This is a genomic window from Microcoleus sp. Pol12A5 (genome assembly GCF_036701435.1).
GTDB lineage: Bacteria > Cyanobacteriota > Cyanobacteriia > Cyanobacteriales > Microcoleaceae > Microcoleus.
This window is the reverse complement of the sequence record NZ_JAUBQU010000018.1, coordinates 19,448-42,457: the sequence shown is the minus strand read 5'-3', so window position 1 is coordinate 42,457 and position 23,010 is coordinate 19,448. Positions and strand designations below refer to the sequence as shown.

The window sequence follows — 23,010 nt, the reverse complement described above, 5'->3', positions numbered from 1 at the left end:
TAGAAATAATTAACCTCAACCTTTGAAACTATGTCACTGTATGACGAAGACACCTTTGTGGTCTTAGAAACAAACCAGTCAGAGCAGTTTTTGACGGCAGCGGAACTGTTAGAAAAGCTGAAAGCCGTATTAACCGAGGAACACGAAGATTTGCCGCAGGACGTGCAAAAAATATCTGGGGTGGAAGATCAAGCTAAGTATTTGATTGGTACTTATTGTGAATTAGATGTCGGGGCTGGAAAATTTTTGCAGTGGTATGCAGTGCGCTTGGAAAAGTAATTTTGGGAATGCGGAACTGCGAATTGGGCACTTATACTGAGCGTAGTCGAAGTATCGGGCATCGGAAATTCGGAATTGGTAACAGTTAGCAGTTAACAGTCAAAAGTCAACAATTCTTCAATTCTTCAATTCTTCAATCCAAAATCTAAAATCCAAAATCGGTTAATCTTCCAACTGTTGAACCGATGATACTTCAACTGCGGTAACATCGATCGTACCGGGCGGTGTCAAGCGACTAAAATGACCTTCCTCTATTTTCAGAGGTTCGCCACAGTTCGCACACTGAAACTGAGTTTGATTTAAAGCTGTAAATTCGTATTGACAAACTGGACAATTGTCCTCAATTAAATTGCGTTTCAGCCACCACTGAAGCGCGAAAAATGCGACCACAGGCGTCAGCAACAAAAAAGCTACTAAAATCAACACTGATTTAACTATCCAACCCAAACCAATTGACACCAACAAACAGGCGATGCCCAGCAGTATCAACCAATTACTAATACGGGGTAGCTGGAAAGAGATTTTGGGGGTGCCTTGGTTCACGGTGGTCTCCTTGGGTGTCTTTGCAGGTAGGCATAACTCTATCCTACTCAGAAATTCAGGCGGTCGATCGAGTTAATTTTCCCATTGTACACGGAGAAACCGCTCTCTACGGCAAAAGTTTATCTGAGTGAGAGGGTTGAAAAATTCCTTGTAAGGATTGACAAAGGGATTCAAAACTAAATCTTGCCAGGGTTTGTTCCCTCAACCAGTGGCGATCGCACTTTTTATCCTCTCCTCGCAGCATTTCCACACAAGCAACCGCTACTGCTGCTGAATCTCGGTGGGCAACTCGCCATCCCAGTTTACCATCTTGCAGCGGATCTGCCGACCCGTCCGCGTCTCCCGCGAGTACGGGTACTCCGCAAGCCAGCGCTTCCAAATAAACTATACCGAAGCCTTCCTGGGATGGCATTACATAAGCATCGGCTAACAGGTAATGTGGTGCTAAATTTTCTGTCGGTACAAAACCCGCAAATATTACTCTTTCAGTAACTCCCAAATCATCAGCGAGTGTGGCTAATCTGGATCCATCGTCTCCTCTGCCAATAACTAAGTATTTCACATTCGGAAAAGTTTCGGCTATTTGCGGCAAAGCTTGAATTGTGACATCGACCCCTTTGTAAATATCCGTCGATCGCAATCTGGCTACAGTCATCAATATTTTAGCACCAACCAAAGTGTACTGCTCTAATAAATCCTGTGGCTTCGGTCCAGTGGTAAATATATTTTCATCTACAGTACAAGGCACTATGTGGAATTTTTCGGGATTTAATTGGTTAATTTCGCAAGTGCGATCGCGCGTGTATCTGCTAATAGTCCAAATACTCTCAGCTTGTCTCATTGCTGTTTGATATTTGGGAGCAAGCGGTTCCCACACTTCCTTGCCGTAAGTTAAAATTGTGTAGGGAATTCCCAAGGGTTGGCACAAAATTTGAATTAGCGGTGCGAGTTTGATGTGACCGCAAAAAACCCGCTGCGGTCGTTTGTGCAGCAAGCGATTTAGTAATACTGTAGCAAACTTAAGACGGCCCAGGCCGGTATTCTCGGTTTTGAGGTAATAAAATTTCAGATTTTTTGACTCGTAACGATTGTTGCAGTCTGGGGAATCTCGCAATAGCAAAACTTCTGCTTGCGACGGCGAGTTTGTCCCTGCGGTTATGGACAGGTAAGCTTTAAGAATGTCTTTAACGTAGGATTGAATGCCGCCTTCGCTGGCAAATATTTCTAGGAAACAGAATAAGTGATTTGCCGATCGCATCTCAGATTTACCCATTGACAGCGCAGACAATTATTGCATTATAGTGATTTTGTCAAAAAGGGCGATCGCCATTATCCAGAGCTTTTAAACCATGTCAAAATGACTGTAGTTGCAGGTTTTACAGGCAAATATTTGACTCGCTTAATCTCACCGTTGGTTTTGAGCGACTATCTGCTTTTTTACTAGGGCTTTTTAAGTAGCTGCATGAGTAAGTGCGAGGCTTTGCTTGAACCTTACTATAATCTACCGTAATTTACTGTAAACTTAATGATTTTTTACAAAATTATGCACCAAACAAAAATTAAGATTTATTAAGTTGGTGCGGCGCGTCCGAGCAGACTGAGGATTAGCAGATGGTGTCGATCGAGGATATCGCATTTTTAGTCTTTGGTAAAAGTATTGTCTATCCAAAGATAGATATAGAGCCAGTCTTTAATTGTTATCATCAGCAAGATAGAGAGTTAAATTTAATATGACTGTGCCAGGTTTTAAAAGCAATTTCTGAAAGATTTTGTCGAAAATATTCTCCTAAAAATTTGTCACGCATTGCCAAAAGTTAATGCTCATAAAGCATTAAATAAGTATTAATATCGTTGATTGTTTTGGCATCGAGGAGATAGTTTGAATCTTCATCTTTTCGGTTAACAAAAGTAGTCTGGCGAGATGAGTGAAAATTTTTACGAGCAGAAAATAAACACGATCTCGTACAATCATGTACAAAGAAAAGCCGCTCACCTAAAACATTAGGTATTCGAGCTTAAACCTAACAAAGCTAATGTTAGGTTGGCAAGGTCATATTTACGAGCGACTCTCTCCAAATGAGCCTTCATTGGAGTTTGAGGTGAAACGAGTAACGATCGCACTCAGTCTTTTTAGTCTACTCAGCAGCACTCTGGCAAGTTGCACCGCCGCTTCCCAGAACGCTCAAAACAGCACGCAAACAAGCAACTCCGAACTTTCATCAGTTGCTGTAGCAGTCCGCGACCTCGGCAATCCATTCTTCGTACAAGTCGGCAAGGGCGCTGAGGCCGCAGCCAAGAAAATCGGCGGTGCAAACGTGAAGACAACTCTCGTTTCCAGCGGCGACGATTTAAATCAGCAATTCAATCAAATCGAAAACTTTATTGCCTCTAATGTCAGCATGATTGTACTCAATGCTGCTGACACCAAAGGCATTGCCCCGGTTGTCGAAAAAGCCAAGCAAGCCGGAATTCCGATAATTGCAGTTGATACCGCCGCCGAGGGAGGCGTTGATGCCACAGTTACTTCAAATAACGTGCAAGCTGGCGAAGTAAGCTGTCAATATATAGCCGATCGCTTGAAAGGAAAAGGCAGCGTTGTGATTATCAACGGGCCTCCCGTCGCTTCAGTGGTCGAGCGAGTTCAGGGTTGCCAGAGTGTTCTCTCCAAATATCCCGATCTCAAAGTTCTTTCCAAAGATCAGAACGCAGAAGGCAGTCGCGATGGCGGGTTAAGAGTGATGAGCGATTTGCTTACTTCCTTCCCAAAAATTGATGCTGTTTTTGCAATTAATGACCCCTGTGCCATTGGTGCAGAATTAGCAGCCAAGCAAGCACAAAGGAGCGAGTTCTTCATTGTGGGAGTTGATGGTGCACCTGAAGCTTTAGATGCACTCAAGCAGAACAACAGTTTATTTGTGGCTACAGCAGCTCAAGATCCATTTCGCATGGCAGCCAAGGCAGTTGAAGTCGGCAACGACATTCTCAAAGGAAACAAGCCAGCCAATCCAAACATTCTGATTCCAGTCGCGCTGATTACTCGCGAAAACGTCAATCAACATAAAGGCTGGACAAGCGAGTGACCTTCTTCGTGTCAAGTTAAGACTAAAACCCTTGAGGAATCCCGTTTTTGCCCGAGTCTAGATCCCCCTAAATCCCCCTTAAGAAGGGGGACTTTGAGAAGAATCTTCTCCCCCCATTCTTAAGGGGGGCTAGGGGGGATCTAAGTTTAATAGTCAAGCAGATTTCCTTACGGTATTTACAATGGTAAATAGCACTCAAGATTCAATTAAAACTAAGCCCGTACTAGAAATGCAAGGTATTACAAAAACCTTTCACGGTTTTACAGCCTTGCACGATGTAAATATCACCGTTTACCCAGGCGAAGTCCACGCCCTCATGGGGGAAAACGGTGCGGGCAAAAGCACGCTGATGAAAATTCTGGCGGGAGCCTACATAGCTGATGCAGGCGAAATCAGAATTGACGGTCAAGCTGTTAAGATGACAGACCCCGGTCAAGCCAGAAATTTAGGGATAGCGATTATTTATCAAGAACTCAATCTCGCCCCCAATCTGACAGTTGCTGAAAACATTTTTATGGGCAGCGAGCTGAAGAAAGGAGGTACATTTCTAGACCAAGATGAAATGCGGCGTAGGGCTGCTGAGGTATTAACAAACCTCGATGCAAGTTTTGATGCTGGCGACCTGGTTTCCACACTTTCAATTGCAGAACAGCAGCAAGTGGAAATAGCTAGGGCGCTAAAAGATAAAAGCCGAATTTTAGTGATGGACGAGCCGACGGCCGCGCTTTCCGACCGCGAAACAGATAAGCTTTTTGAAGTGGTTCGCCGCTTGCGGAATGAGGGGATTGCTATTATTTATATCAGCCACCGGATGGAAGAAATTTATGCCCTTGCCGATCGCGTGAGCGTGATCCGAGATGGTGGATATATTGGCTCTCTGGAAAAGCACGAAATTTCTGCCAATCGCCTGGTGGAAATGATGGTGGGTCGTTCTTTACAGGATTTGTACGAAAACAAGCATCAAATAACACCGGGTGCTGTTGTTCTTGAGGTAACAAATTTAAGCGACGGCCGCAAAGTAAAGCCGGCCACTTTTCAACTTCATGCGGGCGAAATTCTGGGTTTAGCTGGTTTAGTTGGCGCCGGCAGAACAGAACTTGCCCGCCTGATTTTTGGTGCAGATCGAAAGACAAGCGGTGAAATCAAACTCGAAAATCGTCCTCTGAATGTCTCGACACCCAATGAAGCAATGGCCGCCGGAATTGCTTACGTACCAGAAGATCGCAAGGCTCTCGGACTATTTTTGGAGGCAACTTCGGGTGAAAATATCACCATGAATGTCCTCGATCGAGAAGCAAAAGCTGGCATTATTAACTCAAATTTTCTGTTGAAAATTGTCAATGATGCTATTAATAATTTGCAGATTCGCCTTGCAAGTCCGAGCATCAGGGCAATGGATCTTTCTGGGGGAAATCAGCAGAAGTTGCTGCTAGCGCGTTGGTTGGCTATCAACCCAAAGGTGCTTTTGCTAGATGAACCGACGCGGGGTGTGGACATTGGCGCCAAAAGCGAAATTTATCGAATTATTAGCGACTTGGCAGCCAAGGGTGTAGGTATTTTAATGATTTCCAGCGAGTTGCCGGAAATTGTGGGAATGAGCGATCGCGTCTTAGTGATGCGAGCAGGAAGCCTCGTCGGTGAAGTAGGCGGAGCGACTGGGGAAGCAATTACGCAAGAGAACATTATGGCTTATGCCACCGGGGCAACAGAGGTAAAAAAATCATGAGTCAAACAGAAGTAAAAAGCACCAGAAATCAATCAAGGGATCGCCAAAAAGCCAGTAAAGCTCAAGCTTGGAAAAATTTCATCCAAGTGGCCGGCATCCTGCCGATTTTGATTGGCATCTGTATCATTTTTTCGCTGGTAACGCCCAACTTTCTTTCAGTAGGAAATTTGATCAATGTCATCCGGCAAGCATCGATCAATATTGTCCTAGCTACCGGCATGACTTTTGTGATTTTGACGGGGGGAATTGACCTTTCTGTTGGGTCAATTTTGGGCGTGACGGCAGTTGTCGGGGTGCTGGTTTCCTTAGTTCCAGGTCTCGGTTGGTTTGCCGTACCGGCTGCATTAATAGCCGGAGTATTTTTAGGATTACTTAACGGCTCGCTAATTGCCTATTTAGGTTTGCCTCCGTTCATCGTAACCCTGGGTTCTTACACAGCTTTGCGGGGAGTTGCTTATTTAGTAGCTAACGGCACTACAGTTATCAATAGAAATTTGAATTTCGCTTGGGTAGGTAACAGCTATGTTGGCCCTATTCCCTGGTTGGTTATTATCGCTTTTCTCGCAGTTTTAGCGAGTTGGTTTGTCTTGCGGCGGACTGTTCTAGGGAGGCATATTTATGCTGTGGGAGGTAACATTCGGGCAGCACGATTGACAGGTATTAAGGTGAGTCGGGTGCTGTTGTTTGTCTATGGCGTGAGTGGGTTGCTTTCTGGTTTAGGTGGAATTATGAGCGCGTCGCGCCTCTACAGTGCTACGGGAATGTTGGGGCAAGGCTACGAATTAGACGCGATCGCTGCTGTAATTTTGGGAGGAACGAGTTTCACAGGTGGAATTGGCACTATTTGGGGTACTTTGCTGGGGGCTTTAATTATTGCCCTGCTCAACAATGGACTAACTCTCATGAATGTGTCTTTCTTCTGGCAGTTAGTTGTCAAAGGTCTGGTGATAATTATCGCAGTAACAATTGACAAAGTTCGCACCGGCTCAAGCGCAGCGTAAAGGTATTGCTAATTCGGTGTATCGGTTCCTTATTCGGAGCTTTTTTCTATGCACATCCCTCCTTTTTATCACCTGATTACTGCTTTTATCCTGGGATTACCTGCTGTATTTCTACTAACATTATTCCCCAGTTTTGCTGCACCAATTGATAGATTAGTTGCTCCTGAACCGTTAAATCCCTTGGCAGAAGACCCCTTCGCGCAGGTGAATTCTGTCTCTCAACTCTCGGATGTAAAACCGACTGACTGGGCGTTTCAGGCGCTGCAATCTTTAGTAGAACGCTACGGCTGCATTGTCGGTTATCCCGACGGAACTTACAGAGGAAACCGGGCGCTGACGCGGTACGAATTTGCAGCAGGATTGAATAGCTGTCTCGATCAAGTTAGCGAACTAATTGCCGCAGGAACAACCAACCAGATTACTGCGGAAGATTTAGCGATAGTCCAAAAGCTGCAAGGAGAATTTGCAACTGAATTATCGGTGTTGCGGGGTCGAGTCGATGCCCTAGATGCACGCACAGCAGAACTAGAAGCGAATCAGTTCTCTACTACGACGAAGCTGAATGCGGAAATTATCGTGGTGGTAACAGATACCTCCGGCAACAGTGTTGGGGATTCGCGCGATCGCACCAACACTATTCTTGCCAACCGGGGGCGATTAAATTTTGAAACCAGTTTCACCGGTCGCGATATGCTGAGAACCCGTTTGGAATTCGGCAACTTGGGCAGGCTTGCCGACGAGACGGGTACAAATATGACGGCCTTGAACTTTGATGGCAATGTCGATAACACAATCACCGTCCCTCACGTATTGTATGTGACCCCGCTGACCTCTAATCTCTCGCTGACCGTGGGCCCGACAGGTGTTGGGTATTCAGATATTACCGATTTGCTGACTCCTCCAACGATCGCCAGCGATAGTGAGGGAATTCCCTCGAAGTTCGGACAATACAGTCCCCTCTACCGCCGGGGAGGTGGCGGTGCTGCTGTCAACTGGACGATGGCCAAAAACATCACCCTGACAGTAGGCTATCTAGCAGGCAATCCCAATCTCTCGCAGCAAAGTAACGGTTTATTCAACGGTTCCTACAACGCTCTGGTTCAGCTTGCCTACCGGGGCGATCGCGGAGCCATTGGCGTAGCCTATTCTCGTACCTTTGCACCAAGCGGTAAAGCCGACCTCACAGGCGGTACGGGCAGTTTTCTGGCTGCGCGACCGTTTGGGGACAATATTGCTACATCCACCGATTCTGTAGCCGTACAAGGATTCTACCGCCTTGCTCCCCGCTTGCAAGTTCACGGTTGGGGCGTTTATACTCGCGCCAATGCAGAAAATTCCGGTGTTAGCAGCGTTTCTGATGGTAGAGGTGGCGTGGTTTTGCTAAATGTTGACGGAGACGATCGCGCTGATATTGTGTATGCAGCGATCGGGATCAGTTTCCCAGATGTGGGAGGTGAAGGCAACCTACCGGGGATTTTAGTGGGTTTGCCAGGTCGCGTGACGAGCAGTAATGTGCGCCGCGAGCGAGATACTTCCTATCACATTGAAGCTTTCTATCGCTTTCAGGTCAACGACAACATTTCCATCACCCCTGGTGTTTGGGCCGTTGTTAATCCTGAGAATGACAGCCGCAACGACACTCAATGGGTTTGGTTGCTCCGCACTGGCTTTAACTTTTAACCGGAAAGATATTTTACTAACCTAGTCTGGGATGCAAAAACCCAGTTTCTTGACGTAATTGCCTCATCTGAGACGATAATCGCGAGAAACCGGGTTTTTTAGACTGATAGTGCGTCCAGGACTTCAATTTCATCCTACACAACAAAAAACCCCTACCATCGCTGGCTGGGGTAGAAAATTATCAGGGTGCATCTACTAATATTTGCAAGTATAGCAGACATTTGTGGGGTGTCACCCTTCAGGGGTAATACCCGCCGAAATTCTGAGTCAGAATAACTTATAAATTAATATGTAAATGATTAAGAAAGCTTTTATATCATCTCGTTTTGTCCCAGCCGATCTAAAATCTAAGATTTAGAATAAATCTGTGCTAGACCTCAAATTAATCCGAGAAAACCCGCAAGCCGTGCAAGAAAGCCTCAACCTGCGCGGAGGTAACTATGAAATCGAGCCGATTTTGCAATTAGACAAACAGCAGCGGGAGTTGGAAGGGAAGCGATCGCAACTGCAAGCCCGCAGCAACGAAATTGCCAAACTCATCGGTCAAAAAAGAAAATCGGGTTTACCCCTGGAATCTCCCGAAGTTCAGGAACTGCAAGCAGAAGGCAACGCAGTCGGCACCGAGTCGAACCAACTGCAAGCACAGGAAAAAGACCTAAAAGCTCAAATAGAAGCTTTATTGCTACCTCTGCCAAACTTACCGAGTCCGTCAACGCCGATCGGCAAAAATGAAGAGGAAAACGTCGAAATCCGGCGCTGTGGAGACGAATACATACCCCAAAACCCCGGTATTTTACCGCACTGGGAAATCGGCGAAAAATTAGGAATTATCAACTTTGAACGGGCAGTAAAAATCGCTCAGCCCCGCTTTGTGAGCTTAATGGGAGCCGGGGCAGCCCTGGAAAGAGCGATTATTCAATTTATGCTCGACCGCCACACAAAAGCCGGTTATGTAGAAGTAATTCCCCCATTTTTAGTTAATACTGAATCCCTCACCGCTACGGGTCAATTACCCAAATTTGCTGAAGAAAGTTTCAAGTGCGACCAAGATGATTTGTGGTTAATTCCTACTTCCGAAGTTCCGGTGGTCAATTTGTACAGAGGTGAAATTTTGACAGCAGAACAGTTGCCAATTTATCACTGTTCTTATACTCCTTGTTTTCGGCGCGAAGCTGGCAGTTATGGGAAAGATACGAGGGGATTAATTCGATTGCACCAATTTAATAAAGTTGAATTGATAAAACTCGTGCATCCGAGTACCTCCGAGGCAGAGCACGAAAAGTTAGTGCAGGATGCTGAGGGAGTTTTGCAGGCGCTGAAATTGCCTTATCGGGCGATCGCACTGTGTACGGGCGATTTAGGTTTCGCGGCAGCCAAAACCTACGATTTAGAGGTGTGGCTGCCCTCTGCAGGCAAATACCGCGAGATTTCCAGTTGTTCCAACGTCGCAGATTTTCAGGCGCGGCGGGCAAATATTCGCTTTAAAGAAGCTGGGAAAAAAGGCACTCAATTCGTTCACGCCCTTAACGGTTCCGGTTTAGCTGTGGGCCGCACAATGGCGGCTATTTTGGAGAATTACCAGCAGCCAGACGGAACTGTAAAAGTGCCGGAAGTGCTGCAACAATACTTGGCGAGGGAAGTTTTGTAATAGTTTTGAGTTAAAATTGGGGTAAGGTGCGCACTGCGCACCCTACAGTTTGAGCAAGGCTTCTTTGATATTTAATGCTAAAAATCTATCCAAGGCCAGATACATCCAGTAAACAGATAACTGACTATCACTGCTAGTCTTATGAAATCCCAAAGCCAGAGCCTGTTTTTCGTACATGGGGTGAATCATGAGCGTGTACAAGTCGCAAATATTGGGAAAATCTGTTTGCATTTCGCTTAAAACTTTTTGTGTGTCTTCCAGAAAAGTAATGCGGTATTCTGACAAATACTGCGGATCGATCATCCAACTGCGGATAAATACTGACTGGCTATTTTGATCTCCTGGTAGCGCCATATTGAAAGGATCCATATCGGAAATAGAACTTAAATGAAGGCTTTTGCTAGGAGCGTTAAAAAAATTGACTTCTGATTCGCTAGCTGTTGGATAAAGTAAGTAAAACCCGACTGGATTGAGGTTATCTGAGCGCCGCAAAACTCGCATTCCCTTTGAGTATTGACGGGCCAAAAACCGGAGTATTTTAGCGATTTTTTGGGGTACGGCGTTTGTGTTGCGGTTCATCCAGTTGTAATTGGTGGCTAATAAATTGGCAACGGGAATCGCGTCGCACCTGGGGTTGAAATCATCTAATTGAAGTTGTACAGGCTTTTGAGGTTCGGAAATATTTAAAATTTCTGGAACGGGTTGAATTTCTATTTCCGTAGTGTTACCGTCAAAGTGTTTTTTAATTAACCCCAGGGCTGCTAATTTATCTAACATCATTCCGGCAGCGCGATCGCTTCCGCGATCGGAATCGGAGTAAAATAGTTCGGCGGCTTCCCGGTGAGTGCACAGCACTTCTGTTGAGGGCAATTCCAGTTTCGTCAGCGGTGGTTTGAGACGGGGCTGGCTTTCCTGAAGTTGTTTCACCGACAAGTAAACCCAAAGCCTTACAAAGCATTCAGCCCTAGTGCGAGTTACGCCTACTCGTTTCATCAACAGCGAGACAGCCGTGCGTCGTTGAGATTGAGAATACCAAGCATCTAGTTCTTCAATATCCATTTCAGTCACCAAGCAGTGAAGGAACTCTAGTTACATATTGGCTCAATTACAATAAACTTCACCCCGCTTCAGGTTACTTGTTGCTGCTGTTGCTCAACTTGCCTGATTTCCGGCGACTCTAGAAGATAGCTGGTTCTTCCTTGCAAGGTCACTACTTCACAAAGCACAATCAATTTTAGATATTTTCTGGCTGGATTTAACAAACCAACGAACCCGAGTAAATTAGCAACTTTAGAGGTGTACGCCATTTACAGTGCTTATATTAATCGGATGGGAAAATTTTTGCTGGGAGAACCGATTAATAATGATGAGATGGAAGAGTATCTTGGCAAAAAAATTTCCTCGCGCCCTTCGAGAGTCAGGCAGCGAATTCTCAACAGCAATGGCATTCAACAGCGCTACTACGCGATCGACAAACAGCAGCACACTATATTCTAACCGTCAAATGGCAGGTTTGGCTGTCCGCGACGTGATTTTTTAGTCAAAGTTGGAACCGGGGGCGATCGACTTATTGGCCTGCGCTACCACTTTACCAGACTTATTAGTACCGGGATTTGCCAGCACAGTACACGGGGAACTTTCCGAATTATCTCCCCTAGAAATAGTCTCAACTCAAGGAGTTTGCTGTACCGGAGTTAGTGCTTTAAATTACGCCGCATCTCAAATCGAACTCGGCAAAAAACAAACAGCAATTGCCGTCGCTTCCGAATTGCCTTCGCACCTGTTCAAAAACACCAAATTGGAAGCAAAAACTTCAGTACAAGCGGGAACATCCCTGCCTTTCGATACAGAATTTTGTTACCCCGCCAGATACATGAGGTTAATTGCTGTGGAAAATATCAATTAACCTATGATTTCTCAAATTTCTCACTTTTATGAGGTTCCCGAAGCTTCGCCTCTCGAAAGCATTAAACCGCAACACCCTAAGTCTCCGCAAGCTTATTTGTTGCTGGAGTTAGTATGGGTTTGGCTTACCTCAGCGAGATTACTGGCAATTGCGACAGAAATCATGTAATTGTCAACCGCCATCCGCTAGCACCCAATAGTTCGTTTAATGCGGCACGCGACTTGTTTTTGCACGGGATAATTGCGAAATATCTCTATCGCTATTTGGAACTGCAAAAAGAAATGATAAATCTTTCCAAGTAAGGTGCTTAGGTAGATGCAACGTAAGCACCTTACGAATATAAGTAGCGCGTCCAATAACTTTTTGCGTAAGTCCTGCCGTTTGAAAGAATGGTTAATTTTTAGGTCAAAAATTAATATCAGAACTCAAGCTGCTGCTAGCTGTGCTTGTTCTGCTGCTTTGGGCAAAGTCTGATTTACCACAATCCACTTGCCTGTAATTGGGTCGCGGTAAGTAATAAAAGGATTAGATTTTAAAGGTTGACTGCAAGGTTTAGCGCCCATTTCTACACACTCCCAATAAATGGTATTGAATAACTACTACAACACCATACTTTTAATAATCGGATGTTTCGCCTAAAATCCGCGTGATTTTTACCTCAACAAAAGGTGATATTTTAGGTATGTTTTGGTGACAGAGAACACTGCATAAGGTGATTTAAAACTGCGTTGGCAGTGAGCAGTATCACCAAAAACCTTCCGTAAAAAAAATCTGCCTTCTGGTTTTTACCTTCTACCTTTAAGAGGGCCGCTATTTTCAGTATACATCTGATATTATTAAGTAAGGTAAAGACGTTTATCAGAGATCCCCTCACAAACTTATGGTGCTATTTGGATTTGGCAAAAAGTCGAGCCTGCCCTCTCCCCAAGAGGCATTACCGGGACGGGCAGAGTCGATGTCGGTACCGGCAACTCACTTTGTTAACGGCAATCCGCTCAAACCTCCCTTTCCAAACGGCATGGAGACTGCCTTGTTTGGTCTGGGCTGTTTTTGGGGAGCAGAACGCAAATTTTGGCAGCAAAATGGAGTTTTTTCGACTGCTGTTGGCTACGCGGCCGGGATTACTCCGAATCCTACTTACAACGAAGTTTGCAGCGGGATGACGGGACATAATGAAGTAGTTATGGTTGTGTTCGATCCCAAAGTAATTAGTTACGAAACGCTGCTCAAAGTTTTTTGGGAAAGTCACAATCCTACTCAAGGAATGCGTCAGGGCAATGATTCTGGTACTCAGTACCGATCGGGAATTTACACGTATTCAGCCAGCCAAAAGCAGCTAGCTGAAGCTTCGCGCGATGCTTACCAGCAGGCTTTGACGGAGGCCGGTTACGGCAAGATTACGACTGAAATTATTGATGCTCCTGAGTTTTATTACGCAGAAAGCTATCATCAGCAGTATCTTGCTAAAAACCCGAACGGTTATTGCGGTTTGGGCGGTACAAAAGTTTGTTTGCCTGCTATGTCTCAGGCTTAAAACTTGACACAGCTTAGGGATAGGGACACATAGTTCAGGACAAAACATTGTTGTGTCCTTAAAACATATATCAGGACACAACAATTTTGTCTCCCTACAATATATCGGGTAGGCAGTTGCTCCTAGTCCGCAACAAAAAGCGGAATATCTTAGTAGTATTTGAAAATGGGTAATAAATGCTGAGTGCTGTTGTAATTATCAATCTACTAATATCTATGGTCTGTTTTTATATCGCTGCGAAGGTGTGGAAAATTCGGCGGACGATCGCACGTTTGGAAATTCGGATCGCAGCAATCGAACGCTGTAGCAGCAATGTCCTCAGTATGTCGCCGGATTTCCTTGGTAAAAGGCAGCAAGGTACCCGCCAACTGCGACTACGTTATCAACAACTGGAATTGCAACTGCAACAGGTTCAGCAACTTTTGGGATTGCTGGGTTTGGGACGGATGCTTTGGTCCAGGCGCGATCGACGTTTGAGGTAAGCTATCCTAAAATTGCCGCCCGTGCTGACTCAGTAGGATTTTCAACAATATTTCTACCTTTGTAAAGGGCTGCGATCGGGCAAACGTGCCTAAAATTGGTGTATGGAGAGAAGTTATACAAATGTCAACTAAACGTTCAGGATTATTTATTGGCGGTTTGCTTGTGGGTTCTGCGATCGGCGCCGTGACTGGCTTGCTGATAGCACCGCGACCGGGCAAGGAGACGCGGCAGATATTGAAAAAATCGGCCGATGCTTTGCCGGAGTTGGCGGAAGATTTATCGACTAGCGTGCAGTTGCAGGCCGATCGGCTTTCTGAAACTGCCATCCGAAATTGGGACGAAACTTTGATTAGACTCAAAGAGGCGATCGCGGCAGGTTTGGAAGCGACTCAACGGGAACGCCAAACCCTGTCGGAAGCTGAAGCTGAAGTGAGTCCCCCGTCGCGCCCTCCCATCCGCTAAATGGCATGAAATTCTCAACCCCCAATCCCAGATTCCAGTGAGCGATCCCATATTTTGGCTAGGACTTTCGATTTTGCTAGTGGCAGTTAGCCTGACTGCTGTTTTAGTGACTTTAATACCTGCGGTGCAAGCGCTGGCACGGGCGGCCCGCAGCGTGGAAAAGCTCGCTGACACGCTTTCTCGCGAATTTCCGCCCACTTTGGAGGCGATTCGGTTGACGGGGCTGGAAATTAGCGAGTTGACGGATGATGTCAGCGAGGGAGTACAAAGTGCGGGGGAGGTTGTCAAACAGGTCGATCGAAGTATTGGTAGCGCCAAAAAGCAGGCGCAAAACGTGCAGGTAACGACTCGCAGCGTGGTGACTGGGATTAAGGCTGCGTGGAAAACTTTAACTCGGAAGCCGGCGATTTCTGGGACAAATCGCAGGTCAACAGAGAGATTGTCGCCGAGTCAAAGAAGTGCGCTTTCGCTAAGGGATTCGGGTTTGGAGGATAGGTATTCTGGGGTTTACGGTGCGGGTGCGAGTAATGGGGAATCGCCCCGGTTGAGGAGTAGCGAGGGTTCGGGTTTGCCGGGGGATGCTGAAGAGTTTGAGGAAGTGCGATCGAACGATCCTTGATTGCACCCAATTCCTCATCATCCCTCCAGAGCACAGCCATCCCACCAGCAAGGATTCTTCTCAATAAAATCCATCAAAGCATCATACTTAGGCGAACCCTTTTGTTCCACATACTCCAAAGCCCCCCAACTTCCCCACTTACTAAATGAACTCACATCCACAAAGTGCATAAAAAGACTGCCTCCAGCTTGTTTCCAACTATTCAGTAATTGGGTGTACATATCATACATTTCTGGACGCCTATTTAATTCCATAAAAAATTTGGTCAGTTTTTCGTTATCCTGAACTCCTTCAATACCTACAATATGTTGACCCCCCTCGTAAACAAATAACTTAAGACCTTTTTTTTGAGCCACATCTAAGAAATACTTAAAGTCATTATCCACATCAGACAAACTATCTTTGAACCCCGGCAGTAACCCGCCATCTTTTAATTGCTTAAAAGCTTTGCCAAACCCGCCATCGGCGTCATTCAACCAAGATTGTACTTTGCTGACACTTTCTTTCCCGCCCAAGTTTCCACTAAAATATCCCCCTATTGCATAGGCATCTATGCCGTGTTGATAACAAGGTTTATTGCCCTCAGCTACCCAATAGGGACAATCTAAAGCATAATTTCCTAACTCTCTCCAAGCTCTTTGAGTTCCCAACACGCAAACAACTCGATTCTTTTGCTCCCCAAAGACGCTTTTCCAGATATCGCACATTTGAGCACTACGCATTCCATGCCATTGCATAAAAGCATCGCCTTTATCTCCCCACCTCGCTTTACCTTGTTTCAAAGCATAATTCGATTGTGGAAATGACCAATTCCAAACCTCATTAGAATACTCTACATTAACTTTCAGCTTCGGATCTAAACTATCTTTGACCATTTTAGCAAAGTTAGTCATGTATTCATCCGTAGCCTGATGCGGCATATTAAACCAGGGATCTGCTTGGACTTTGTTAGCTAACTTCACCATAACTTCTATGGGAACATTTCCTCTGTAAGCATAGGATATACTCTCAGGTTTAGGTCGGTTAGACCAGTCTTTTTGTTCCGAACCATTTGTCCCCATCCAGTCCATAAAACGCAATACTCTAAACTTTTTAATCTTGTCTATAAACAACGGATTAAATATTTCACCCCTTTGATAAAGCTGTTCATCTTGAGAGTGAACAACTTTAATATTGCGGATATAGTTCCCTGTTTTCTTTGGATCGGTAGCAGTAATTATAATCATTATGCCTCCGCCTTGTGTGGCATCGACATTAATGATATCCCTCCCAGGTTTCGACGCAGCCTCATCTTTTTTGGCATCCAAGCTATATTCGATCGCACCTTCACCCTCATAGGTAACAATATATTGCCCTGAAGGATAGCGATTGGGGATTTCCCTAAGTAATAGGGTACTTACCCTAGTATATTTAGGAGCATCTTCGGGGGATGGAAGAGACTTTACCCACCCATTTGCATCAAGATTTAAAAGATTATACTCCTCTGTATCCCATTCACCTTTACAGTTTGGTTGTCCGCTGACGCATTGAGTTATCCATCTTCTAGAAGATTTGAAAGCATCTAAAAATGGTAATTGTGTGGAGTAGTCAGCAATGCCATTAAGCCCAACTCCTAAAGAAGAGCGAGAATTTGATGTATTTTGTACATCTGCACGCACAGCTACTTTGCTATCTACTTGCCGTGCTGCTGTGGGAGCAATATTAGTTGTTAAAGCCCAACATCCGGGAATAAAAATTACAAAAATTAATAAACCCAGCACAAAGCCCAGAGCTTTTTTGTTCGAGCTGATACTTAATGGAAACATAAATTTGACTAAAATTGGATTGTTTTAGGTAAAATCGAAGTGGGTGAGGCAGTTTTAATTTTTATATGTTATCAAAAAGCTCCTTCTCAAACTATCAGCTATAAAATTATTAACATTTATCAACATTGTTTCTATCTCAGTGGAGGCGCGATCGCCCTTTCTGTCCCCAAGTGCGATCGCCAATCTAATCCTCTTTATCCAAATCTTCTTTTTTCGGAGTTTTTGAAGTTGAGGGGAATTCTAGTCGAATGTTAATATCAATTGATACTGTACCAGGGTAAGAGCATCTCAATTAGGTTTGACATAAGGAATCAGAGTCATCTAATGTAGAGTCTATGAAAAAATATCTGAGAACTTAAATCATATAATCGTTGTTTATAGATGTCCGTTTAATTTTTTGTCAGAGACTACATTTATAAGCCTGTTCGCGATTGAGAGCGTTGAGTCCAATACGTTGTAGAATAGTAAAATTGCGCTGACTGTGGAAAGAGCGAATCCGGCAAGCATCTTCAGCAAAAATACCATCGAGAGTCCAATGGGCTTCGTTTTCAATCCCTCAATTTTTACGGATAGCTTGACCAATAAGTTGAAGATTACTATCTAAAGAAGTTAAATAAAACTGAACTTCACGAGTAGTTTTGTTCCAAACATGACGTACACGGACAAACATTACCAGGCTTTGCAATCCCGCCTATATTTTAGGTTAATAAAGTTGAGAAATAGCACTAACGGGTACAGTCCAAACTTCCCGAATTTCCCTCGCTGATGTCCTGTTGCAATACGTTTGACATAGCTAACATCAACTAAGTGAAAATTCTGCCCTTGCGCCGTTTAAAACCATTGCTGAACTTGATTATATAAAGTTTGGTGATTGGCTTTAAGTGCTAGGACATAATCACCTTTATCCTGGATAATCTTATTGGTAATCTCTGTTTGTGTTCCCATAGTATCAATGGTGATAATCAAGTCTGTGATATTCAGCAATTCTAATAATGCGGGAATGGCTGTAATCTCATTAGATTTATTTTCTACTTTCATCTGTGCTAATACCAGACGTTGCGTACTCGGCTAGGCACTAATTAGATGAAGGGCTGCAAAGACTTGATTTCGGTCGTATGAACCCCTAATTGTCTTGCCATCTCTAGGTATAATCTCTCCTGCCATATTCGTGACCAAGGTTTCTAGCCAATTGAGAAAACACTGATTTAAGGCTTCTGAATCTATGCACTCAAATACCGATGAAACGTATCATCTGAAGAAATACCGTTTGGTAATGCCAAAAAATATTTTAACCAGGTTTGTTTATTAATTCCGTAGTTCTCGATGTCTTCCCATCCCGCTCCGCCAATTATGGCTAATCTTGAAATTACTAAAAGGTCGGTGAGTTGATGTTTCTTCTTTCGCTCTACTCTGGGGTCTTTTAGTCCTCCTAATTGCTTAACTAAACTATTTTGAATAACTCCAATTTCTAGCACAGCTTTGGGATTTTTCACAGGATCTGAACTTTTTTTTGGCATTAACAGATTTAATTTTAAAGCCTTGAGACACAATGATGTTTCTTAGAGATTGTGTTTTTAGATAGGTTTCTCTCCTTCACCATGCTCGGTTCTTGTATGTCAAGTACAATTCCTACCAAATTTTATGAGCTTACCCTAGCCACGTAAAGTGCGATCGCTTATTCAGCAAGCCCTACTTAGTATGCTAATTTTTATCAAAAGATGCCCCAAATTCTTGCGGGGCAAGATTTTTTAGCAATATTTAACTTAAATTCATGCGTTTTTTCAGTTAGTTAAGACGTAGTTTAGTTTGTGGCTACTTAAACTAATATTTAATCACACTAAGTACGCAAGAACCTATTTTTTGATTGTTTATGGACACGCAACACTTCTGTTGTGTAAAATATTATCACTTCAAACCCAATAATAAGGCGATTCCACCGATCGCAGCAACTACCCCCAAAACAGCCCGAATGCTCACTTTTTCGCCCGCCAACACCGCTAAAGGCAGTATAAAGAGGGGACTGGTAGAACTGAGTGTTTGAGCGATTGCTGCGGGTGCATATTTCAGGGAAGTCTGTTGTAGGAAAATTCCGAGATAGGTTCCTAAAAAAGCTGCTATAATTATTGCACCTAATAGTTTTGGCGCTTTTAATTGTTTGAAACTATCAAGGTTTTTTGGGTTCAAAAAGCATAGCATGACTGCCATACCGCCGCTCAAACGCAAGGCCGCCGTCCACAGGGGATCGATATCTATTTGAGTGAAGGCGGCGCGGGATAAAATTGCTCCAGCGGCGTGGGTTGTTTGTCCTAATAAACTAATACCTAATCCCTGCCAAAGATTTTTTGATGATAAGGTTGTTTCGGCTGTTCGTTCTGCAATTACCCACGCTACGCCGCAGATTGTTAAAAGAAGGCCTGTACAAGCAATGGCCGATAACTGTTCTTGCAAAAATATTAAGCCCAATAAAGCTGTTAAAGGGGGAGATAGGCTTTCTAAAAGCAGCGTTCGCCTCGCGCCTAAATATTTTAAGACGATAAAGAAAGCGGTGTCTCCGATGCCAATTCCTAGGCCGCCGCTGATGAGCAGCATTGCTAAAATATTAGGGTTGATTGCGGGTAAGGGTTTACCTAAAATTAGTATAGTGGCAAGGAGCATGAAAAGGGCGATCGCACCTTTGAGCAAGTTTAGCACCACTGCGGGGATTTGCTGTCCCACTCGCTGCCAGATGGTGGAAGATAGAGCCCAGACAAATGCAGCGCCTAAAGCGGCGATTTCACCCATAAAATTTGTTGACTGTTGACTGTTGACTGTTGACTGTTGTTACCAATTCCCCATGCCCAATTCCCAATTCCCCATGCCCGATTCCCCATGCCATATAAATTAGGGTTCCAGGTAGGCTACCGGGAACCCTAGATTTATTAAGCTTTTTTAGCAATGGGCGGTGAAGATAAATCAATACCATCATGTCCGAATAGAGGAAGGAAGCAATTCGGTTGCAGTTTGGGATTTCTTCCTTCCTTTCTTCGGACACCCAAGATATATTTCTACCGTACCCGCTCAATAATCCGGGGTAAATCGCTCAACGATGCACCTCAAATGACGCAAAATCGTTCGTGAGTGGGTAGTCCGCCCCGAATTATTGAGCCGATACATCTTTCTCATCTTTCAGTGGTGCGAAATCAGCAGCAACGAGCATTTTATCGAACTCGTACTCGCTCCATGCCATAGAGTTGTGAATCAACAAAGGCAATATCATACACTTCTGTAATGATCTTACCGATGAATGTTGCTTTACCTGTGGCTAAATCAAGAGTATACAGTTTACTTAACTGATTCCAGACACAATCTTGGATATAAACTGTGCCTGGAACGATGGCTAAATCCAAAGAAGGTATATTGCTTGCCTCATTACTCATCTCTTTCTGTTTTTATTACATAAAAAAGCAGATGAAAGTAATAGTGCGGTTGCTCATGAGTTATTTCAACTGAAGTTCGGAAAATACTCAGCTAGCAACCAAAGCCACCAGCAAGGGCGATATCAAGTGATGATATCTGCACTTGGAGCTACTGGGCTACTTTACACACAGTTCTTTATTAAGGCATCACTAGCTTTTTTAGCAGTGGGCGGGGAGAGAATCGAACTCTCATACCTTTCGGTGTCAGATTTTGAGTCTGATGCGTCTACCAATTTCGCCACCCGCCCTTTTGGGTTTCACCATCATAACACACCGATCGATTTCTTGCAAGCAAAGATTCATAATCTTTTGAACTTGCCCAGCGATCGATCTCTCTGGCGCGCAATACTGGTACAGGATGGGACAACTGAGCCGTTTGAGCTTGTTTGAGCATTTCTCCCAGTTGAGTGGTGCTGAGGTCGTCGTAGGCCCGCGCCTGGGCCAAAAACGCATCGACATTCAGTTTCGGAGCTAAAGTCGGCGAACCTCCGGCCAGTTTCATCAACAGCGATGCTACCACTTTTGGGTCTTGGGTGGCGAGCAAGGCGGCGCGATCGCACGTAAATTCCGCACACCGCAACCATTCCAACATTTGCGCCTGCAAACCCTGCGCGAGTATGGCTCCCACAGGCGAAATTTGGCCGGCGGCCAACACAATTAAATTAGCCAGAGTCAAGTAAACTCCGTGCTCGCACTTCAAATGCCCCAACTCGTGAGCAATTACTGCCTTAACCTCCTCGTCCGTGAGCAAATCAATCAGAGAAGTGTGCATCACCACAAAAGGCTGTTTTCCCCGCATCGCAAAGGTGTAAGCATTCGGCATAGGATGCTGGCGGACATAAAGCTGCGGCACCTCCAAATCCAGAGTTTTGCAGGCATCCACTAGCAATTGATGCAGGTGGGGCAATTGATTTTCGCCGACTTGGACGCTGGAAGCCAGATTTTCCAGCATGAAAAACTGTTCGCCCAGTTGTCCGAGCAACTGCCGCACCATCAAATCCAGGCCGGGCAGTTGTTTGAGCGTGTTGGTGGCTTCCAAGTCTAGCGGGTGGCGAAACTGGTCTGCTTTCAAACCGATGAGCGGTATGTTCGACATTTTAGTCAGTTGGGAATGGGGAATTGGGAATAGGGAATTGGGAATGGGGCATGGGGAATTGGGCATGGGGAATTCTTTTGCTTCTTCCTTTTTTCCTCTTCCTTCTTCCTTCTTCCTTCTTCCTTCTGACTACTTTAAACCCGATCGCACGGGATTGACAGGAGCCTCAGCAGTCGCCGGGTCTGTACCCTCTTTGACCCGTCGCAACTTAGCTCCCAATTTTTGCAGCTTCACCTCTAACTGCTCGTAGCCGCGGTCTAAGTGCTGCAAGCTACTGATGGTGGTGACACCATCGGCTGCAAGTCCCGCTAACACTAACGCCGCCGAAGCCCGCAAATCTGTTGCCACTACCGGCGCACCCGACAGCCGCGACACTCCGCGCACAATCGCTACATTGCCTTTAAGGCGAATGTCGGCGCCCATGCGGTTGAGTTCTGCTACGTGGCGCAAGCGATTCTCAAACACAGTTTCTTTGATCAAGCTGTCGCCTTCGCTCAGCGTCAGCAAAGCCATAAACTGAGCTTGCATATCTGTGGGGAAACCGGGATAAGGCAGAGTTTCAATGTCTGTGGCCGAGTGAGTTTGGCCGGGAACTATCCGCAAAATGTCGGGGGATTCTGCAATAATTTTCGCGCCAATTGTCTGCAATTTGGCAATGACTGCGGTCAGGTGGTCGGGAATGACCGGCGACAAACTGATTTCCGAGTGAGTGATGGCTCCTGCTACTAAAAATGTTCCGGCTTCAATGCGATCGGGAATAATTGAATAGTCTACCGCGTGCAGCTTGGGAACTCCCGAAATGACGATCGTATTCGTGCCGGCGCCTTGAATTTTTGCTCCCATGGCGCGGCAGAAATTCGCCAAATCTGCGACTTCCGGCTCTTGAGCCGCATTTTCAATTATGGTTTCTCCTTCCGCGAGAGTCGCCGCCATCATCAAAGTTTCAGTTGCGCCGACGCTGGGGTAGTCCAAATAAATTTTGGCTCCTTTCAGGCGGCGGTTCGGCCCTTTGACGTAAGCGTGAACGGTGCCGTGGTCGATGTGAACTTCGGCACCGAGGGCTTGCAGACCGCGAACGTGGAGTTCAACGGGTCGGGCCCCGATGGCACACCCACCGGGTAAGGGCACTTTGGCAAATCCCAAACGCGCTAGCAGTGGGCCGATGATGAAGAAGCTCGCCCGCAGTTGGCTGACTAATTCGTAGGGGGCTTGAGCGTCTATGAGGTTGCTGGCGTTGATGTCTAAAACGTCTTCGTGCTGCTGTAATTTGACTCCTACAGCCGAGAGAATTTGCCCCATGCGGGCGACATCGACTAGACCGGGAACGTTGCGGAGACGGCAATCCTCTGGGCAGAGCAAGGCTCCTGCCATGACGACTAAGGCCGAGTTTTTGGCGCCGCTGATTTTAACGTGTCCTTTAAGGGGCTGGCGACCCCAAATTTGCAATACTTGTTGGTCGCTTTCAGGTGAAGCTGGCAGGTTAGAGGAGTTTTGAGCTGGTGTAATGGGTTTGCCCTCCATAATGGGTTTCGTTACTTTATACATTATTAATTTTGGTTCGATTTTACCGGAAACTTTTTATATGTCTAGGGGTAACATGAGGAAATCTGGGAATTATCTTTGCTGACATTCAATCTGGACAAGGCTTTCAGGTTTTAGCGCACAAATAATGTTGATCTAGTCTCATGAAGTT

At 45.2% G+C, this 23,010-nt stretch carries 22 protein-coding genes, 1 tRNA gene and 1 pseudogene; 13 read left to right on the top strand and 11 right to left on the bottom strand.

Features of this window, described 5'->3' with window-relative positions; all coding sequences use genetic code 11:
• Positions 1-30: 30 nt before the first annotated feature.
• Entirely contained in the window at positions 31-279 is a 249-nt protein-coding gene (locus tag QUA45_RS07435; RefSeq protein WP_333220119.1) for a chlororespiratory reduction protein 7, read from the top strand.
• A 162-nt stretch (positions 280-441) separates the two neighbouring features.
• Here the strand turns inward: QUA45_RS07435 and QUA45_RS07430 are convergent, their stop codons facing one another.
• The gene (locus QUA45_RS07430) at positions 442-822 is read right to left on the bottom strand and encodes a hypothetical protein (protein ID WP_006632268.1); all 381 of its coding nucleotides are present in this window, start codon (positions 820-822) and stop codon (positions 442-444) included.
• A gap of 106 nt (positions 823-928) precedes the next feature.
• Complete coding sequence (locus QUA45_RS07425; RefSeq protein WP_333220117.1) at positions 929-2,095, bottom strand: glycosyltransferase family 4 protein; 1,167 nt, start codon at positions 2,093-2,095, stop codon at positions 929-931.
• Positions 2,096-2,855: 760 nt separating this feature from the next.
• Here QUA45_RS07425 and QUA45_RS07420 point away from each other — a divergent pair.
• The 5 genes from QUA45_RS07420 to serS all read left to right on the top strand — a co-directional run bounded on the left by QUA45_RS07420 (position 2,856) and on the right by serS (position 9,957).
• Positions 2,856-3,902 carry an ABC transporter substrate-binding protein gene (locus tag QUA45_RS07420; RefSeq protein ID WP_333098906.1) on the top strand — a complete coding sequence of 349 codons (1,047 nt, stop codon included), beginning with the start codon at positions 2,856-2,858 and terminating at the stop codon, positions 3,900-3,902.
• A gap of 181 nt (positions 3,903-4,083) precedes the next feature.
• Positions 4,084-5,628: a sugar ABC transporter ATP-binding protein gene (locus tag QUA45_RS07415; RefSeq protein ID WP_333098904.1), complete on the top strand. Its 1,545-nt coding sequence runs from the start codon at positions 4,084-4,086 to the stop codon at positions 5,626-5,628.
• Positions 5,625-6,629: an ABC transporter permease subunit gene (locus QUA45_RS07410; protein WP_333098903.1), complete on the top strand. Its 1,005-nt coding sequence runs from the start codon at positions 5,625-5,627 to the stop codon at positions 6,627-6,629. The genes QUA45_RS07415 and QUA45_RS07410 overlap by 4 nt, the downstream gene beginning before the upstream one ends.
• A 48-nt stretch (positions 6,630-6,677) precedes the next feature.
• On the top strand, positions 6,678-8,309 hold the full coding sequence (locus QUA45_RS07405; protein ID WP_333220115.1) for an iron uptake porin: 1,632 nt from the start codon (positions 6,678-6,680) through the stop codon (positions 8,307-8,309).
• 367 nt (positions 8,310-8,676) lie between these two features.
• Positions 8,677-9,957 carry a serine--tRNA ligase gene (gene serS / locus QUA45_RS07400; RefSeq protein WP_333220113.1) on the top strand — a complete coding sequence of 427 codons (1,281 nt, stop codon included), beginning with the start codon at positions 8,677-8,679 and terminating at the stop codon, positions 9,955-9,957.
• 42 nt (positions 9,958-9,999) lie between these two features.
• Here serS and QUA45_RS07395 read toward each other — a convergent pair whose 3' ends face one another.
• Positions 10,000-11,016, bottom strand: coding sequence for a hypothetical protein (locus QUA45_RS07395; RefSeq protein WP_333220111.1), 1,017 nt, complete (start codon positions 11,014-11,016; stop codon positions 10,000-10,002).
• Positions 11,017-11,253: 237 nt separating this feature from the next.
• On the opposite strand from QUA45_RS07395, the gene QUA45_RS07390 reads away from it, so the two are divergent.
• The 3 genes from QUA45_RS07390 (at position 11,254) to QUA45_RS07380 (ending at position 12,165) form a co-directional block, all read left to right on the top strand.
• A complete protein-coding gene (locus QUA45_RS07390; RefSeq protein ID WP_333098897.1) occupies positions 11,254-11,454 on the top strand; it encodes a hypothetical protein in 201 nt (66 codons plus the stop codon).
• Between the two features lie 73 nt (positions 11,455-11,527).
• The gene (locus QUA45_RS07385) at positions 11,528-11,863 is read left to right on the top strand and encodes a hypothetical protein (protein ID WP_333220109.1); all 336 of its coding nucleotides are present in this window, start codon (positions 11,528-11,530) and stop codon (positions 11,861-11,863) included.
• Positions 11,864-11,976: 113 nt separating this feature from the next.
• Complete coding sequence (locus QUA45_RS07380) at positions 11,977-12,165, top strand: DUF6999 family protein (protein ID WP_333098894.1); 189 nt, start codon at positions 11,977-11,979, stop codon at positions 12,163-12,165.
• 123 nt (positions 12,166-12,288) lie between these two features.
• Here the strand turns inward: QUA45_RS07380 and QUA45_RS07375 are convergent, their stop codons facing one another.
• Positions 12,289-12,426, bottom strand: coding sequence for a hypothetical protein (locus QUA45_RS07375; protein WP_265236679.1), 138 nt, complete (start codon positions 12,424-12,426; stop codon positions 12,289-12,291).
• Between the two features lie 317 nt (positions 12,427-12,743).
• Here QUA45_RS07375 and msrA point away from each other — a divergent pair, with 317 nt between their 5' ends.
• From msrA to QUA45_RS07355, 4 genes are all read left to right on the top strand, one after another.
• Positions 12,744-13,397, top strand: coding sequence for a peptide-methionine (S)-S-oxide reductase MsrA (gene msrA / locus QUA45_RS07370; protein WP_333098891.1), 654 nt, complete (start codon positions 12,744-12,746; stop codon positions 13,395-13,397).
• 215 nt (positions 13,398-13,612) lie between these two features.
• Positions 13,613-13,879, top strand: a complete 267-nt coding sequence (locus tag QUA45_RS07365) for a hypothetical protein (RefSeq protein WP_333098889.1) — start codon at positions 13,613-13,615, stop codon at positions 13,877-13,879.
• Between the two features lie 121 nt (positions 13,880-14,000).
• Entirely contained in the window at positions 14,001-14,342 is a 342-nt protein-coding gene (locus QUA45_RS07360; RefSeq protein ID WP_006632275.1) for a YtxH domain-containing protein, read from the top strand.
• Positions 14,343-14,379: 37 nt separating this feature from the next.
• Entirely contained in the window at positions 14,380-14,961 is a 582-nt protein-coding gene (locus QUA45_RS07355) for a DUF948 domain-containing protein (RefSeq protein WP_333098887.1), read from the top strand.
• Between the two features lie 17 nt (positions 14,962-14,978).
• On the opposite strand, the gene QUA45_RS07350 is transcribed toward QUA45_RS07355, so the two are convergent.
• The 7 genes and pseudogenes from QUA45_RS07350 to murA form a co-directional block, all read right to left on the bottom strand.
• Entirely contained in the window at positions 14,979-16,766 is a 1,788-nt protein-coding gene (locus QUA45_RS07350) for a cellulose-binding protein (RefSeq protein WP_333220107.1), read from the bottom strand.
• 403 nt (positions 16,767-17,169) lie between these two features.
• A pseudogene (locus QUA45_RS29135) lies at positions 17,170-18,283 on the bottom strand (ISAs1 family transposase); the annotation flags it as partial.
• Between the two features lie 388 nt (positions 18,284-18,671).
• Positions 18,672-19,547 (bottom strand): DMT family transporter, encoded by an 876-nt coding sequence (locus QUA45_RS07335; protein ID WP_333098877.1) that lies wholly within the window; start codon positions 19,545-19,547, stop codon positions 18,672-18,674.
• Between the two features lie 416 nt (positions 19,548-19,963).
• Entirely contained in the window at positions 19,964-20,182 is a 219-nt protein-coding gene (locus QUA45_RS07330) for a hypothetical protein (RefSeq protein WP_333098876.1), read from the bottom strand.
• A 205-nt stretch (positions 20,183-20,387) separates the two neighbouring features.
• A tRNA-Leu gene (locus QUA45_RS07325) sits at positions 20,388-20,469 on the bottom strand.
• Positions 20,448-21,317: a M48 family metallopeptidase gene (locus QUA45_RS07320; RefSeq protein WP_333220130.1), complete on the bottom strand. Its 870-nt coding sequence runs from the start codon at positions 21,315-21,317 to the stop codon at positions 20,448-20,450. Before QUA45_RS07320 ends, QUA45_RS07325 begins: the two co-directional genes overlap by 22 nt.
• Before the next feature lie 129 nt (positions 21,318-21,446).
• On the bottom strand, positions 21,447-22,862 hold the full coding sequence (gene murA, locus QUA45_RS07315) for a UDP-N-acetylglucosamine 1-carboxyvinyltransferase (RefSeq protein ID WP_333098875.1): 1,416 nt from the start codon (positions 22,860-22,862) through the stop codon (positions 21,447-21,449).
• Positions 22,863-23,010: the final 148 nt, after the last annotated feature.

Coding starts and splice junctions, on each gene's coding strand:
- QUA45_RS07435 (WP_333220119.1), top strand. CDS start 31: ATGTCACTGTATGACGAAGACACCTTTGTGGTCTTAGAAACAAACCAG.
- QUA45_RS07425 (WP_333220117.1), bottom strand. CDS start 2,095: ATGGGTAAATCTGAGATGCGATCGGCAAATCACTTATTCTGTTTCCTA.
- QUA45_RS07420 (WP_333098906.1), top strand. CDS start 2,856: ATGTTAGGTTGGCAAGGTCATATTTACGAGCGACTCTCTCCAAATGAG.
- QUA45_RS07415 (WP_333098904.1), top strand. CDS start 4,084: ATGGTAAATAGCACTCAAGATTCAATTAAAACTAAGCCCGTACTAGAA.
- QUA45_RS07410 (WP_333098903.1), top strand. CDS start 5,625: ATGAGTCAAACAGAAGTAAAAAGCACCAGAAATCAATCAAGGGATCGC.
- QUA45_RS07405 (WP_333220115.1), top strand. CDS start 6,678: ATGCACATCCCTCCTTTTTATCACCTGATTACTGCTTTTATCCTGGGA.
- QUA45_RS07395 (WP_333220111.1), bottom strand. CDS start 11,016: ATGGATATTGAAGAACTAGATGCTTGGTATTCTCAATCTCAACGACGC.
- QUA45_RS07380 (WP_333098894.1), top strand. CDS start 11,977: ATGGGTTTGGCTTACCTCAGCGAGATTACTGGCAATTGCGACAGAAAT.
- QUA45_RS07375 (WP_265236679.1), bottom strand. CDS start 12,426: ATGGGCGCTAAACCTTGCAGTCAACCTTTAAAATCTAATCCTTTTATT.
- msrA (WP_333098891.1), top strand. CDS start 12,744: ATGGTGCTATTTGGATTTGGCAAAAAGTCGAGCCTGCCCTCTCCCCAA.
- QUA45_RS07365 (WP_333098889.1), top strand. CDS start 13,613: ATGGTCTGTTTTTATATCGCTGCGAAGGTGTGGAAAATTCGGCGGACG.
- QUA45_RS07360 (WP_006632275.1), top strand. CDS start 14,001: ATGTCAACTAAACGTTCAGGATTATTTATTGGCGGTTTGCTTGTGGGT.
- QUA45_RS07350 (WP_333220107.1), bottom strand. CDS start 16,766: ATGTTTCCATTAAGTATCAGCTCGAACAAAAAAGCTCTGGGCTTTGTG.
- QUA45_RS07335 (WP_333098877.1), bottom strand. CDS start 19,547: ATGGGTGAAATCGCCGCTTTAGGCGCTGCATTTGTCTGGGCTCTATCT.
- QUA45_RS07330 (WP_333098876.1), bottom strand. CDS start 20,182: ATGAGTAATGAGGCAAGCAATATACCTTCTTTGGATTTAGCCATCGTT.
- QUA45_RS07320 (WP_333220130.1), bottom strand. CDS start 21,317: ATGTCGAACATACCGCTCATCGGTTTGAAAGCAGACCAGTTTCGCCAC.
- murA (WP_333098875.1), bottom strand. CDS start 22,862: ATGTATAAAGTAACGAAACCCATTATGGAGGGCAAACCCATTACACCA.